Genomic DNA, 13,804 nt, shown 5'->3' on the forward strand with positions numbered 1-13,804 from the left:
GAGGTGTCGGAACGACTCATGGAACCGATCGAAGTAGGCGACCCGGGATGGATCGACTACGCCGAATTCGGCAGGCGGTTCGTCACCCACGCGGTGACCGAACAGCGGATCGAAGCGGCGGTCGCCGGGATCACCGGGCGCGGACTGACCATCGGACCGGTCAACCTGGCACCGGCCGGGCTCGCCGGATTCCTGGCCGAAGGCCGGATCGACCGCCCGACAGTGGAGCGTCGCGGCGACGATATCGCCTTCGACGTGCGGATACCGATCTCGCTGCGGGTCAAGATACTGCTCGGCGGCAAACCGCTGCGGTCGGAAACCGTGATGTCCATCGGCCTCACCTTCCACGCCCGCACCGCCGACCCGCTGCTCATCGTGATCGACATACCCCGGGTGGAGCCCACGGACGTGAGTGTCCTGCTGCGCCTGTCCGCCGCGGACTCGGTAGCCGAATGGCTGTTGGACCCCATCGCCGGGTTCCTGCAACGCGAAGTCGCCCACCGCGTCAACGCAATGCTGCGCGACCCGGGCGTCATGCGCAGCCGCATCTACGATATCGAGGCCATCGTCGCCCGCGAACGCTCACCGCACCGCACCCGCACCGAATTCGGTTGGATCGACTACGCGGAATTCGGCCGGCGCTTCTTCCCGCGCATCGTCACCCGCGACCGCCTCGAACAATTCGTGACCCACCTGGCCGACCGGCAGATCGAGATCGGCCCGATGCGGGCCGGACCCCGGGCGGCGGCGGAGGTCACGGTCCACGGTGAGGTCGGCCGCCCGGAACTCACCGACCGGATACCGGAAGCCGCCGCGGCCGACGGCGACCCCGCCCTGGTCCGATTCGATCTCCTGGTCCCGGTCTCGCTGGACATCACGGTCAGCGTCCTCAAGAACAACCACTACCGCGCCGATATCGAGATACCGCTACGACTCACCGCCCACGCCGCCGACCCCCTGCTCATCGTGGTCGAGGTCGACCCGCCGATCCGGGAGAACATCCGCCTCGAATACGCGGCCCAGGGCATGCGCGCGGCGGTACTGGGGGTACTGGCGGGGATCAAGAAACAGATCATCGCGCAGGTGGTCCGGGTGGTCCGGGGTGAACTCGCCGATCCGGCCACCCGAACGCTGGACGTGGGGGAACGGATCGACCGCCTGCTGTAGTTACGCCCCCGCCGCCGGCGGGGCGGGCGGGGCCCCTCGTGACCCCGCCATTGAGGTGGGTTCGAAACCGGTGTTGTTCGGTGTTGTCGGTGATGGCGGTTCGGGGGTGGGTGTGGTGGAATAGCGGCACGTTCGAGGCTCCGGCGCACGTGTGCTCAGGGGAAGGTGCGCCGGGCACGCCGTTTCGTTCACCCGGGGTGCGAAGGAGTCCGCGATGGTTTCTGCACTGTCTCGTCGTGCTCTGCTCGGTTGTACGGCTGCCGCCGTCGCCGCGGGCGCCGTGGGATCGGCCCTCGGAACCCCGCGTGCCGGTGCCGCCTCGCTGGGGACCCTGCTCGATTACGCCGGGGGTGTGCCGTCCGCGGCGGCCATCCGGGCGGCGGGGCACACCGGTGTCATCCGGTACGTATCCGATCGCCGGCCGGGAGCGGAATGGATGGCCGGAAAACCGTTGCTGGCGGATGAGGTCGAGAATCTGCGGGCGGCCGGGCTGCGGATCGTGTCCTGCTACCAGTTCGGCAAGGGACCGACCGCCGACTGGCGGGGTGGATACGACGCGGGCCGCCAGCACGCGGAGCGCGGACTGGCCCTGCACCGGGCCGCGGGCGGGCCGGACAACCGGCCGATCTACGCGTCGATCGACGACAATCCGAACCCGGTGGAATTCGCGACCATGATCCTGCCCTATCTGCTCGGCTGGCAGGCGGTGATCGGGCGAGAGAACACCGGTGTGTACGCCAACGCGCCGACCATAGACCTGGCCCGTACGGCCGGTGTGGGCGCGTGGTTCTGGCAGCACGACTGGGGGACCGCGCCGGGGTACGTCCACCCGGCCGCGCATCTGCACCAGTTCGAGATCGACGATCGCACGGTCGACGGGATCGGGGTGGACGTGAACGACATCCTCGTCCCGGAGTACGGCGCCTGGTGAGAACGCCTCCGGCGCACGACGGCTCAGCGCAGCGGACGTTTGGACCGGTTGGCGGCCACGTACATGTAGACCAGCGGTGCCACCGTTCCGCACAGGAACAGCAGCAGCGTCGGTAGATCGCTGCGCAACGGGACGTCCCCGCCCGGTCCCCGGCTCGCCGCGATCAGGAAGGCGGCCAGCCAGGCGGCGATCGGCAGGAACAACACGGTCGACCGGGTCGTCACCGTCGCGGCCGCCCAGACCAGCGCCACATTCACCGGCGCGGCGACCAGCGCGGCCAGCGGTACCGCGACACCACCGATATAGAGCGGCAGATAGAGCACTTCCAGTATCAGCGTGACCACCGCGTCCACGATCAGGACGACGATCAGCAGCGGGCCGAGAACCCCGGCCGCCAGTGCGGCCCGGCGCGAACGGGTGGGCGCGCCCTCGTCCACGGCGGCGGTCATCGGCGCGACCCGGTCGTCCGGCACCACCACCTGGTCGCGGCGACGCCTGGGTCGATCCGGCAGTCCGATTCCGAGTGCTGCATGATCCCGAGTCTATGCGGGCCGCGGCACCGTCCGGCTACGCCGACCCGGCGAAGAGATCGTCCTCCCGGCCGTCCGGGCCACCGGCCCAGGCGCGACCGCGGACCAGGATGTAGTGCTCCTCCGGGAGAACCGGCTGCGCGATCATATTGGTGAGCGCGAACTCCCGGCCGGACGGCGCGACCGTGAGCTGGGTGGCATGCGCACGCAGGGCCGCCCGCTTCTCCGCGAGCACATCGGCGACATCGATCGTCGTCGTGACCGAACTACCGGGCACACTGGCCAGCTCGTCCGTCGCGGGCAGCCGCCACCCCGGCGGCAGCCCGCCGGGCAGGCCGTCGACCGTGCGGCGGGCCAGCGCCCGCAGATGATCGTTCAGGATCTCCGCGTCGGTCACGGTCCAATAGAACTTGGGCGTGTCCCAGCCCTGCGCGGCCGCTGCTTCGACGGCCTCGGTGGTCACGCGGTTGGCGCGGATATGGTCCGGGTGTTCGTACCCGCCGCGCCGGTCGTAGGTCACCACCACGCGCGGGCGTAGTTCGAGGATCACCTCGGTGAGCGCCCGCACTGCTTCCGCACCGGAACGGGCGAACGCCCGTGGATGGTCGATCGAAGGGGTGCCGGCCATACCGGAATCGCGCCAGCGGCCGGCGCCACCCAGGAAATACGGCGGACCGGCCCCGAGTTCGGCCAGGGCGCGGGTGAGCTCACCGATCCGGTACCCGCCCAGCTGGTCGGCGTGGTCGGCGGTCAGCCCGGCCCACTGTTCGCCGAGCACCTCGCCTTCTTCGCCGAGGGTGCATGTCACCACGGTCACCGGGACACCGAGACGCCGGTAGTGGGCGATGGTGCCGCCGGTGGTGATGGTCTCGTCGTCGGGATGCGCGTGGACCAGCAGCAGGCCGCCCGTGCCCCGGTCGCCGGATACGGTCACGGAACTCGCCGCCACATCGCCGCGTCGCCGAAGATCCCGGCCTGGATAGCGCCGCTCAGCGATGCCCCGTCCACGGACGGACCGGCGGCGGCCACGACATTGTCCTGCACGATCGGCAGCACTGTGGACTCGCCCCACAGCCGCGGCTCGGCCTCGCCCAGGGTCCTCGGCACCTCCACACCGTGCACGGCGCCGTCGATTGCGGGCTGGAATTCCTGATCGCAGACACCGGACAGATTGCTCGGTGCCCGGCGGGCCGCCTCCACGGCCGCCGGGACCTCGGTCGTCTCACCGCCGGCGGTGGGTGTCGTCGGTGCCACGGGCCGGCATCCGTAGCGAGAGGCGAGCGCGGTGGCGGGATCGCCACCGGTCGCTTCCCAGCCGACGACGGCATCTACTTCGTTGTCGACCAGGCCCTTGCCGTACAGTTCGTCGGCCGCGAGATTGCGCACCGATGCGTCGATCCCGGCGCTGCGCAGCTGATCGGCGGCGGTATTGGCCACCGCGAGCGCGGTATCGTCGCCGGTCACCGCGCCGATCCGCAGCACCAGCGGCTCGCCGTTACGAGCCAGCGAGCGGGGTCGCGGAGCCGGGGAGGTCGCCGAGACCGGCGGCGGCTCCGGAGCCCTGCCGAAGCCGGCATCGGCCAGCAGGCCGAACGACTGATCGGCGTTGAGACGCGGCGGTTCGGTGGGGGCGTATCCGGGGTCGGAGGGGGAGAGCACCTGGGCGCGTACCGGTTCCACCCAGTTACCGGTCTGCGCGCCGACCGTGGCCAGCAGCGCGGGGTCCAGCAAGGCGAGGATCGCGGTCCGGACCCGGTGGTCGGCGAGGACTCCGGCACGCCCGTTCAGGGTGAGGCGCAGTTGCCGGGACTGCGGCATGATCGCGGTGCGGACCGAGGGGATGGCCGCGAGCTGGGCCTGGGTTGCCACGCCACCGTGCACGAGCGCCATCTGGGTATCACCGGTGCGCAGTGAATCCGCCAGCTGGGCGGGGGTGCCGCCGCGGCGTAGCAGGATCTGGTCGGGCCGGGCCGGGGTACCCCAGAACCGGTCGTTGCGTTCCAGCAGGATCTCGTCACGGCCGGGGTCGGCGGATTCGATGGTGAAGTTCCCACCCGAGACCGGGATCTGCTCGACCAGTGTGCGCTGGAAACCGCCCGGGGAATCCTTCATCAGATGCGACGGCAGCAGGTTCGCGAACAGTTGCGGCCACGCCGGATACGGCTGGTCGAACACCACCGAGACCGTCTTGCCGCCTCCTGAGGAGCGCACCTCGGAGATCAGCCGGTAACCGGCCGGATCGATGACGCCGGGCTGCGTGATCATCTGCTGCCAGAGGTAGTGGAAATCCTCGGCCGCGATCGGTGCGCCGTCGGACCAGTTCGCCTGATCCTTCAGCTTGTAGGCGACGGTGAACGGGGCCTGGGAGGTCACCGTCGCCGAATCGATCAGCGCGGTATCGGGTGCCCACAGTGTGCCGCCGGGCAGCGCCGGATCGGGAGTCGGCCGGAACGGGCTCGGCAGCACCATGGCGGCCACAGCGGCGGTCGCCGGCGACTGATCGGAGCGCAGATGCGGATTGAACCCGATACCGATGTCGTCGATGGCGACCACGACGGTGTTCTTGGTGGGCTGCGCCGGTTCGGTCTTCGGGCTGTCCGTACTGGCGATGGGCGGCGGTGGGTCGGCGGTGCATCCGGCCAGTACCGGAATCAATACCGCCAACAGCACCAGCAGCCCGCGCCACGACGCGCGCCTCCCCGAAATCACGTTCGGCACTCTACCCAAACCCGCGCCGCCCCGTCCGGCGGCGAAACCGCTTACAGCGCGGCCCGGTCGCGCGCCTTGCGACGCGACAGTTCCCGGGCCCGCTCGTTGGCTCCCAGCGTGACTTTGCGCACTCGCACCACCTCCGGCGTCACCTCGACGCATTCGTCGGCGGCGCAGAATTCCATGGCCATTTCCAGGTCCAACTGCAACGGCTTGGCCAGCGTCTCCATCACATCGGCGGTGGAGGACCGCATATTGGTGAGCTTCTTCTCCTTGGTCACATTGATATCGAGATCCTCGGCGCGCGGATTGATCCCGACGACCATGCCCTCATAGGTCTCCGCACCCGGTTCCACGAAGAACTGTCCGCGGTCGGCGAGCTGGATCATGGCGAACGGCGTCACACTGCCGGTGCGGTCGGAGACCAGCGAGCCGGTGTGCCGGGCCCGGATCTCCCCGGCCCACGGCGCGTAACCGTGCGAGACGGCGTTGGCGATACCGGTGCCGCGGGTCTCGGTGAGGAAATCGGTGCGGAAGCCGATCAGCCCGCGCGAGGGCACGATGAACTCCATTCGCACCCAGCCCGCGGCGTGATTGGCCATCTGCACCATCTTGCCCTTGCGGGCAGCCAGCAGCTGGGTGATGGCACCCAGATACTCGTCGGGGCAGTCGATGGTGAGCTCTTCGTAGGGCTCGTGCACCTTGCCGTCGACCTGCCGGGTGACCACCTGCGGTTTGCCGACGGTCAGTTCGAAGCCCTCACGCCGCATCTGCTCGACGAGGATGGCGAGGGCGAGTTCGCCACGGCCCTGGACCTCCCAGGCGTCCGGGCGGCCGATATCGAGAACACGCAGTGAGACATTGCCCACCAGTTCCTGATCGAGTCGCGATTTCACCATGCGGGCGGTGAGTTTGTGCCCCTGCACCCGGCCGACCAGCGGCGAGGTGTTGGTGCCGATGACCACGGAGATGGCCGGTTCGTCCACCGTGATGCGCGGCAGCGCGACGGGCTCCTCCGGGTCGGCGAGGGTGTCGCCGATCATGATGTCGGTGATACCGGCGACGGCGACGATATCGCCGGCCACCGCGACCTCACCCGGCTGCCGTTCGACCCCGATGGTCTGCAGCAACTCGGTGATCTTCACCGTCTTCACGCCGTCGGCGTGCATCCAGGCCACGTTCTGGCCCTTGCGGAGCTCGCCGTTGTGGATCCGCACCAGCGCGAGCCGGCCGAGGAAGGCCGAGGCATCGAGGTTGGTGACATGGGCCTGCAGCGGCGCGGACGGATTGCCCTTGGGGGCGGGGATGTTCTCCAGCAGAACCTCGAACAGCGCGTCCAGGTTCTCCGCGTTCGGCACCTCACCGTTCTGCGGCTGTTCCTTGGATGCCTTCCCGGCGCGACCCGAGGCGTAGAGCACGGGTAGGTCGAGAGCGAGCTCGGCGGCCTCGGCGGCGTCGTCGTCGAGATCGGAGGCCAGGTCCAGCAGCAGATCGTGGCTCTCCTCCACGACCTCGGCGATCCGGGCATCGGGACGGTCGGTCTTGTTGACGACCAGGATCACCGGCAGGCAGGCGGCCAGCGCCTTGCGCAGGACGAACCGGGTCTGTGGGAGCGGGCCTTCGGAGGCGTCGACCAGCAGCACCACACCGTCGACCATGGACAGGCCGCGTTCGACCTCACCGCCGAAATCGGCGTGGCCGGGGGTGTCGATGACATTGATGACGGTGACGCTGCCGTCGGGATGGTGCCGGTGTACGGCGGTGTTCTTGGCGAGAATGGTGATGCCCTTCTCGCGCTCCAGATCGCCGGAGTCCATCACCCGGTCGACCGGCTCGGATCGCTCGGCGAATGCGCCGGACTGCCGCAGCATGGCGTCGACGAGCGTCGTCTTACCGTGGTCGACGTGGGCCACGATGGCGACGTTGCGAAAATCGCGTGCAGACGACACGCCGGTTCCTCCTGCTGTTAACTGTTGCTTGCGGCCGGACCCTGCGACAGGGAGATTCGAAACTCACCGGGCATCTGGGCCGGTTACACCCTACCGGGAACCCGGTGGCCTGCTGGCGGCGCCCAGAGGTAAGGATATGCTAACCCGCATGGGCAAGGTCAAGGCCAGCGAGGTTTCGAGCCTCAAGCCGAAGAAGAAGTGCTGTCGAAAGAAGACGCGCTGCGTGAAATGCCCTGTGGTCATCATGCGGATGAAGCGCCTGGAAGCCACGGGCGCCTCCGGTAAGGAACTGAAGAAAGGGCTCAAGAAGGCGCGTGCCGCTTGACGCCGAACGGTCCGGCCCGTTCGCTCCGGGGCGACCTCCGCCTCGGCTCCGGCGTCCGCCTTGGACGCGGGCACTTCGGTAGTTGTAGGAATGCGGTCGCGGGGTACCTCCGCGGTATGACCACTTCACTGCTCTCCGAATCCGAAATCGCCGCGGCCCTGGAATCGCTGCCGGAATGGACCCGGGCCGGCGACGCATTGACCCGCACCGTCCAAGCGGCCACCTTCCCCGCCGGAATCGAACTCGTGCGGCAGGTCGCCGATATCGCCGAATCGGCGAATCACCATCCCGATATCGATATCCGGTGGCGCAAGGTCACCTTCACCCTGTCCACGCATTCCGCGGGTGGCCTCACGGCACAGGACGTGGCGCTGGCCCGGGAGATAGATCGGCTGGCGTCGTAGCGGGCCGGGCGACGGTCCGCCCGGCCCGGATGATCCAGCCGTAGAAGGCCAGCGCACCGATCACGTACACCGTGCCGAGCCAGGACCACACCCCCCAGCGGGAGATGGTCCAGATCGAATCCTGCAGGAACGACAGCACCCAGGGCGCGCCGATCAGGGTGGTGATCAGCCAGTATCCGGCCAGGATCCGCGCGCCCGCCACCTCCCGGTACGGCCCGTGGAGCAACCACAGGACGGTCGGCAGCAGCCAGCCCCAGTGGTGCGACCAGGAGATGGGCGAGACCAGCAGCCCGAAGAACTGCACGATCAGCACCGTGCCCAGCAGATCGTCGCGGCGCAGCGCCCGCCAGGCGAACCAGCCCAGTGTCGCCGTCACGAGAACCCCCGCGATCCACCACGGCCCGGTACCCACATCGCTGCCCAGCAGCCGGCTCAGCGCGCCCCGCATCGACTGGTTCCACACCGAGCCCACCGGCCCGATCCGGTCGGCGTCGCCGAGCAAGGTGCCGAAGTAACGCCGGGTCTCCTCCGGATTGATGAGGAAACTCGCCGCGACCGTCAGCCCGAACACCACCGCCGACCAGACGGCGGCGGCCCAGCGCCGCCGGGCCACGAAGTACAGACCGCTGATCGCCGGCGTCAGTTTGATACCCGCGACCGCGCCGACCAGAGTTCCCGACAGCCACCACCGGGTGCTGCGGATCGCGATCATCACCCCGAGCATCAGGAAGATGTTGACCTGCCCGTAGTCGATGGTCGTGCGGACCGGTTCGAACCACAGGCCGGCCGCGGTCCACGCCACCATGGCGGTGCGCCACCGTGCTTCGCGCAGCGCGGCCCGGCCCAGCATGAGTTCGAAGGCGATCCGCACCACCCAGTACAGCGCCGCGACGATGGCGAACAACCACAACATCGCGACCACGGTGAACGGCAGGAAGTGCAGGGGGAAGAACACCACCGCGGCGAACGGTGGATAGGTGAAGGGCAGCGGGAAATCCGGTGTCTTCTCGGCGTAGGTGAAGTCGTACAGGTGGTCGGTGAGCAGGGCCGCCGAACCGTCGACATAGACGTGCAGGTCGACCAGGTTCATGCCGTTCGGGGTCAACAGCATCCACAACAGCCGCGCCAGCACGGTGATCCCGAGGGCCACCAGGGCCAGGCGAAACGGTACGAACCCCCGAATGTCGGTCCGGGCGCCGCTGGGCTGAGTCAATACACGAGCTTTCGAGTCGGTCCGGGCCGGCGGCCGGACCCGGTGCTGTTGGGCGCGTCGGCCGGATTTTCCGGCCCGGAATACATTAACCCCACCGTTTTCCGGGCGATCGCGAGCCTGGATTGTGTGCGATTCGATCGGCGGCAAACGGTGCGCACCGCATCCGGTAACCATCGGGCAACCGATGAGTCACGAGTGCACAATCGCCACAATTTTCACACCCGTCACTTCCGTTATTCGCTACTGTCTAGTAGCACAGCGAATTGGGGGTCGCAATCCCGACCCCGGTGCTGTACAACGCGCGTCAGTGTCCTTAGAGTGACCCCGAAACGACGGCTTTTCAGCGTCGCCCAGATGTACCCGAGGTAAGGACGGCTAGACCAGTGCTTCGCACCCGAGGATCGCGGATCGCAATGTCCGCGCTCGCCATTGCGGCGGGCGCCTCCCTCGTGGCGCCCGCGACTGCCGTCGCGGGTCCGGCCACCGAGGCGTCGGTGAGCAGCGTCCCGATGGTCCCCGAAGGGGTACCCGTCGACGTTCTCGCCGCCCTGGCCCCGGCCATCGTCAACGCGGCACCGGCGGCCAAAGACGTCGCCGCGCCGGGCAGCCCGCAGGAGGCCATCCTGTCCCAGGCCCGCGCGCTGCTGGCCACGGTGAATCTGCCCCCGCAGATCAAATCGACACTGGAACGGGTCATCACGTTCCTGGACGGCAGCGGTGGCGGCGGTCCCGAGATCCCGGAATCCGGGCCGGCCATCGCCCAGTTCCTGTACCCGACCATCGGCAAAGGCTGCATCGCGCCGTCCGGTGATTCGGTCGGCACCGCTCTCGCGGTGCCCGGCCCGGCGCAGCTGCCGCCGCCCGGACCCGCCGCCGGCCAGACCGGTTTCGTGTTCACCGCGCTGGGCACCGAACGCCCGACCGCGGAACAGGCGCAGCCGATGATGGTGCAGTGGCGCAACCTCGACACCGGTGAGGCGGGCTCGCAGCCGCTCACGGATGCGGCCAAGATCAACCCGGACGGCCCGGCCACCCTGTCGGCCATCGCGAACACCGGCACCGGCCGCGTCGTCGCGGTGATCGGCGGCGGCCTCACCACCCAGGCCACCGAAACCGAAACCCGCAGCTGCACGTTCATGCCGACCATCGGCTTCTTCACCGTCGGCTGAGTTGTCTGCCCCGCCTTCGGCGGGGCGGGCGGGGCCCTCGTGACCCCGGTTCTTCACTCCGGCGCTCAGTCGCTCCAGAACCGGGGCGGGCCCCGCCTTGGTGGTGGGCCTTGCCTTCGGCGTCGTGTGGGGTCTGGCTCTGGTGGCGGGTCGGTCGCTGGGCTCCTTCGCTCTGTTGCTCCTCGAGTGGTGGGCCTGAACTGTTTATATGGGCCCGCCTTCGGGCGGAACGGGCCCTCGTGATCGCGGTTCTCGACTCCGGTGATCGGTCGCTGTGCGCTCTGTCGCTCCGGAACCGGCCCGGCCACGGATGCCGAACATTCGGAGAATGACGGCGGGTGGGTGGAAACCGACTCGGGCGAATGCTTGTTATCGGGGGCGCTCGGTGCGTTCTGGGGGCATGCCCGGATCGCACAGCACGGTCGAGTTCGCATTGTTCGGTGCGCTGTGGGCGACGGGGATTCCCGGGCTCATCGACCGAGAGCCGGGCCGCGAACATCGGGTTACCCTCCGGTCCGCCCGGGCGGAACGACTCGGTGCGGAGCGTCGCCGGCTCGGCGCCGACGGACGTCACTTCACTGTGGTAGACCGGGGTGATGGCGACTGTCGAAAGTAGGCGCAAGACCGGTATCCGGAGCCGGCGCTCGTCGCGGTCGATTCTCTCGATCCGGTCCGAAGGATCGATCCTGTCCATCGGCTCCGCGTATTCGATCCTGTCCATCGGAAGCGTGGGATCGGTTCTGTCGATCGGCTCCATCGGATCGTTCGGGTCGGCGATCTCCAGCGGGTCCTTTCTGAGCCTCGGCTCGGCGCTGTCCGGGCTGTCCCGGTGGTCCCTGCTGTCCTGGATGGGTGATCACGCGAGTCCGGACACCCGCCCCGACCTACGCGTGGTCGCCGACGAGCCCGATCTGCGGGAAGCGACCACCCGGCACTGCCAGACCTGACCCACCGGGTCATCGGCCCCGGCAGGCTTCGGCGACGGCGCGGCGGACGAGGTCAGCCGATTCGATTCAGCACTGCCCAGGCCCGTTCGAGGGGTATGTCCTCGATGCGGTAGAACTTTTTGCCGGCCGCGGTCGCGGCGCCGACCGTGGCCAATCCGGCCCGGCGCTGCCAGAAGGTCTGCCGCACAGTCCAGCCGATGATGCCGGGGGCTTCCAGACAGGTGCGTACCCGGTCGAGGGAACCGGAGCCGACGATCAGCCAGCTGGGGGAGCCGTCGGCGGCCGGGACGACGGTGTGGCCGAGACCGCGGTAGCGATCTTCGGCGAGCAACGCGCAGACGGGGGCCAGGACGACCGGCAGTAGCCACCACCAGCCGGGGGCGTGTAGGCCCGCTGCCGGTGTGACGACCAGGATCGCCACGGTGAGCGGAACCGGCCAGCACGCGCGGACATAACGGCGGCGCCGGGCGGCGGGGCCGTGCCGGGTCAGCGGAACGTCGGCGAGAGTGGACAGCTGCGGTGGGGGTGCGGCGAGACCGCCGGGCCCGCCGGAGTTCCGGTGTGGACTGAGCAGCCGGGCCAGCGTCCGTTCCACCGCCGGACGCGGGGATTGAGGCAGGATCTTCTGGGTGGGGTTCTCGCCTGTCATCACCGCTTCCAGCTGTGCGGCTCCGGCCAGGCGCAGGAGCAGCGGCTCGCGGACGGTGGCACCGCGCAATCGCGCGGTGTCCAGGGTTATCCGGCGCAGCGTGAACAAGCCGCGGCGGATCTGCAGCGTGCTGCCGTGGTCGGTGACACGCAGCCCGAAGTTGGTGGCGAGATAGTGGCCGCAGGCGGCGATGCTCACGACGACCACCAGGGTGACCGATGCGCCGACGACGATCGCCGACAGCCCCAGCAGGCCGATATCGCGCACGCTGTCGACGGTGTTGCGGCTGATCCTGACCTCGGCGGCACCGAAACCGAATTGCGCGGCAACGCCGACGGCCGAAGCGGCGAGAGCGAAACCGGTCAGGGACAGCGGCGCGTAACGCACCCAGCTCGGCTGCCAGTGCCCGATCTCCTGCCCGCCGAGACTCTCGGGTTCGGTGGATGCGCTCTTCTCGGCGGGTCGGGCCGGCGCGGGATCGTCGGCCGCGACATGCGGTTCGCGAGTATGGGCGAGTAGTTCGGTACGCAGTGGCCGGACGTGTTCGGCGGCGAGTGCGTCCAGCCGGAATCGGTCGTCGGCGTCGGCTTCCCGGCCGGTACCGAGGACCACCACGGCCAAGCCCAGGATCCGGTGCAGTGGGTCGGCCTCGATATCGACCGAACGGATTCGCGCCCGCGGCACCGACAGTCGTTTGCGCCGGATCAGTCCGGTGCGGAGTTCGACATGGGTCGGCCCGACCCGGTAGGTGGTGGTGAACCAGCGGGCCAGCGCGTAGGGGATCACGAACAGCAGACCCAGCAAACTGTAGAGGGGGTTACCGGAGCTGACCCCGAGGATCACCGCGCCGATCAGCGCGGGCAGGAACTTGACGACCTCCTGAACCGGATGTACCAGCAGCATCCGGCGATCGAGTCGTAGCCAGGGTTCGGCGTCGTCGCGATCGGAGGCGGTAACCGGCTCCCGCGCTGTGGCCCGGGGACCACCGCCGGCCGCATCGGGTCCGGTCATGTGGCGTCCCCGCGATGCCGCGCGGCGATCTCGGTCAGCCGGGTCACCGTCTGCTCGGCCACCGCCCGGTCCAGCAGGCTGATGTGTACTGCGCCCGCGGCGGATGCCGTGGTCACCGTGATCGTCGACAGATCGAGTATCCGCTCCAGTGGACCGCGTTCGGTGTCCACGGTCTGGACCCGGGAGATCGGCGCGACCCGGCTCTCCTGGGTCAGCCAGCCCGAACGGGAGTACACGGCCTCGTCGGTCAGCTCCCAGCGGTGCACCCGGTAGCGCCACCGGGGCACCACGAGCGTGGTGAGCGCCGCGACCACCAGCACGACCGGAGCCACCACCGCCTGCCAGGCTCGGCGGTCGGCGTCGAAGACGACCCACCCGAGCAGTACGACGAACACGAACAGCCAGGACAGCGCGATCTGCGCGGTCCACAGGGTCTTCGCGCGGGGGCTGGGCCGCCACGACGGGTCGGCCAGGAGATTCGGTGACCGTGGTGAGCTGTCCGGCGGCATATATTCATCGTCGCACGGTGTGATGTGCGGTCGGCTCTCCATAGCTGGGCGACCGTTGAGCACTTACAGTGACGTGAGCCTCCTCATGTGGGTCGGCTGTTCGAGGCCTGCCGGCCGGCATCCGGGTCGGGCCCGCGTGGTCGGCATCCGTGCCCGCTGCATGGTCGGCAACGATGTGGGAGCTTTCTCGTCGGGGGGCCACGGTGCCGGCCGACGAGATGGCCTGACCACGTCCGCGCAGGTGAGCCCCCCACAAACGCCGGGGGACGGAAGATCACACGAAAGAACACC

13 protein-coding genes are annotated in these 13,804 nt (G+C 69.0%); 6 read left to right on the forward strand and 7 right to left on the reverse strand.

Features of this window, described 5'->3' with window-relative positions:
* Positions 1 to 3 precede the first annotated feature (3 nt).
* A complete protein-coding gene (locus ACWCPQ_RS33505) occupies positions 4 to 1,167 on the forward strand; it encodes a hypothetical protein (protein ID WP_449906671.1) in 1,164 nt (387 codons plus the stop codon).
* 214 nt (positions 1,168 to 1,381) lie between these two features.
* On the forward strand, positions 1,382 to 2,098 hold the full coding sequence (locus ACWCPQ_RS33510; RefSeq protein WP_449906674.1) for a DUF1906 domain-containing protein: 717 nt from the start codon (positions 1,382 to 1,384) through the stop codon (positions 2,096 to 2,098).
* 23 nt (positions 2,099 to 2,121) lie between these two features.
* Here the strand turns inward: ACWCPQ_RS33510 and ACWCPQ_RS33515 are convergent, their stop codons facing one another.
* The 4 genes from ACWCPQ_RS33515 to typA form a co-directional block, all read right to left on the reverse strand.
* The gene (locus ACWCPQ_RS33515) at positions 2,122 to 2,571 is read right to left on the reverse strand and encodes a hypothetical protein (RefSeq protein WP_449906677.1); all 450 of its coding nucleotides are present in this window, start codon (positions 2,569 to 2,571) and stop codon (positions 2,122 to 2,124) included.
* A 94-nt stretch (positions 2,572 to 2,665) separates the two neighbouring features.
* Complete coding sequence (gene mshB / locus ACWCPQ_RS33520; protein ID WP_449906680.1) at positions 2,666 to 3,562, reverse strand: N-acetyl-1-D-myo-inositol-2-amino-2-deoxy-alpha-D-glucopyranoside deacetylase; 897 nt, start codon at positions 3,560 to 3,562, stop codon at positions 2,666 to 2,668.
* A complete protein-coding gene (locus ACWCPQ_RS33525; RefSeq protein WP_449906683.1) occupies positions 3,559 to 5,346 on the reverse strand; it encodes an ABC transporter family substrate-binding protein in 1,788 nt (595 codons plus the stop codon). The genes mshB and ACWCPQ_RS33525 overlap by 4 nt, the downstream gene beginning before the upstream one ends.
* 41 nt (positions 5,347 to 5,387) lie before the next feature.
* The gene (gene typA, locus ACWCPQ_RS33530) at positions 5,388 to 7,286 is read right to left on the reverse strand and encodes a translational GTPase TypA (RefSeq protein WP_449906686.1); all 1,899 of its coding nucleotides are present in this window, start codon (positions 7,284 to 7,286) and stop codon (positions 5,388 to 5,390) included.
* Between the two features lie 148 nt (positions 7,287 to 7,434).
* On the opposite strand from typA, the gene ACWCPQ_RS33535 reads away from it, so the two are divergent.
* Entirely contained in the window at positions 7,435 to 7,611 is a 177-nt protein-coding gene (locus tag ACWCPQ_RS33535) for a hypothetical protein (RefSeq protein ID WP_168165626.1), read from the forward strand.
* A 116-nt stretch (positions 7,612 to 7,727) separates the two neighbouring features.
* The gene (locus ACWCPQ_RS33540) at positions 7,728 to 8,015 is read left to right on the forward strand and encodes a 4a-hydroxytetrahydrobiopterin dehydratase (protein WP_449906689.1); all 288 of its coding nucleotides are present in this window, start codon (positions 7,728 to 7,730) and stop codon (positions 8,013 to 8,015) included.
* Here ACWCPQ_RS33540 and ACWCPQ_RS33545 read toward each other — a convergent pair.
* Positions 7,963 to 9,126 carry a mannosyltransferase gene (locus tag ACWCPQ_RS33545; protein WP_449906706.1) on the reverse strand — a complete coding sequence of 388 codons (1,164 nt, stop codon included), beginning with the start codon at positions 9,124 to 9,126 and terminating at the stop codon, positions 7,963 to 7,965. The two genes, ACWCPQ_RS33540 and ACWCPQ_RS33545, sit on opposite strands and share 53 nt — an antisense overlap.
* Before the next feature lie 515 nt (positions 9,127 to 9,641).
* Between ACWCPQ_RS33545 and ACWCPQ_RS33550 the strand changes: the two genes are divergently transcribed.
* Complete coding sequence (locus ACWCPQ_RS33550) at positions 9,642 to 10,397, forward strand: Rv1157c family protein (protein ID WP_449906691.1); 756 nt, start codon at positions 9,642 to 9,644, stop codon at positions 10,395 to 10,397.
* Between the two features lie 596 nt (positions 10,398 to 10,993).
* Positions 10,994 to 11,344, forward strand: a complete 351-nt coding sequence (locus ACWCPQ_RS33555) for a hypothetical protein (RefSeq protein ID WP_449906694.1) — start codon at positions 10,994 to 10,996, stop codon at positions 11,342 to 11,344.
* A gap of 52 nt (positions 11,345 to 11,396) precedes the next feature.
* Here ACWCPQ_RS33555 and ACWCPQ_RS33560 read toward each other — a convergent pair whose 3' ends face one another.
* Both ACWCPQ_RS33560 and ACWCPQ_RS33565 read right to left on the reverse strand, forming a co-directional pair.
* Positions 11,397 to 13,004 carry a PH domain-containing protein gene (locus ACWCPQ_RS33560; protein WP_449906697.1) on the reverse strand — a complete coding sequence of 536 codons (1,608 nt, stop codon included), beginning with the start codon at positions 13,002 to 13,004 and terminating at the stop codon, positions 11,397 to 11,399.
* Entirely contained in the window at positions 13,001 to 13,513 is a 513-nt protein-coding gene (locus tag ACWCPQ_RS33565) for a PH domain-containing protein (RefSeq protein ID WP_449906700.1), read from the reverse strand. The genes ACWCPQ_RS33560 and ACWCPQ_RS33565 overlap by 4 nt, the downstream gene beginning before the upstream one ends.
* Positions 13,514 to 13,804: the final 291 nt, after the last annotated feature.

The sequence above is a fragment of the Nocardia sp. NPDC001965 genome (assembly GCF_053594175.1).